The 940-nt window shown below is 75.3% G+C and carries 1 pseudogene; it reads right to left on the reverse strand.

Going from position 1 to position 940, the window contains the following annotated elements:
• Positions 1-940 (reverse strand): annotated as a pseudogene (locus KDL01_RS41410) (hypothetical protein); the annotation flags it as partial.

Below are 940 nucleotides of genomic sequence, written 5' to 3' on the forward strand. Positions count from 1 at the left end.
GGCGGCGGGGCGCGGCCCGGTCGCTGCCGCGGCCGGGGCCTCGGCTGTGACGGCTTCGGCGTCCTCGATGTCGCCGTCGAGGGCGTCGGTGAGGATGTGGCGCATCTGGCGGGCGCGTTCGCGGTCGATGACGGCGTCGTCGCCGCCGAGCCGGGCCAGGACGTCGAGGATGGCCTGGCGGCCGAGGTGGGCGTAGAGGGCGCGCGGGTCGGCCTGCATGCGGGCCTGTTCCATCAGGCGGGCGTGGGCGCGGGCGCGGCGGGAGGCGGCGTGGCGGCGGGTGAGCCAGCCGGCGCGCTTGGCCCGGTTGTCGGCGCGCACGAACCGGTCGATGCGGCGGTTGGCGTCCTCGGTCTCGAGGTTGGCGCCGAGGGCGGTGGCCAGGCCGAGGCGTACGGCGATGCGCTTGTAGGACAGCAGCCAGCGGACGGTCTCGGCGCGGCCGTCGGCGGCGCGGCGGGCGCGGCGCTCGGGGACCATGCTGCGTTCCCACAGCCACGCGGCCACCAGCGGGGCGCCGAGGCGCACGAGGGCTTCCTGCGGTGAGGTGGCCTCGGAGGCGGACATGAATCCGGATGCCGAGGTCAGCACCCACACGGCGATGCCGTCGGCGCCGGCGTTGCCGTCGCGCGCGACGTTGGCGCGGGCGCGCAGCGCGGAGGCGAGCACGGATATCTCCATGAACGCGAACAGCACGGCCTGGATCCACACCGGCAGGTGCATGGTGCGGGAGAAGAAGTGCCACATGCCGGTCGCGGCGACGGAGGAGGCCATGGCGGCGGCCACGACGGTGAGGGTGTCGGCGGCCTTCTTCCCGCGCAGGGAGCGGGTGGCGCGCACCAGGACCAGGATCAGGGTGAGCGCGGCGATGAGTGCGGCGAGTCCGGCGATGGCCTGGGGGAGGGGGCCGGCGGTGTCGAACCAGTGCTTGAGCTGCTGG

It is taken from the genome of Actinospica durhamensis, from assembly GCF_018139695.1.
In the GTDB taxonomy this organism is placed as follows: domain Bacteria; phylum Actinomycetota; class Actinomycetes; order Streptomycetales; family Catenulisporaceae; genus Actinospica; species Actinospica durhamensis.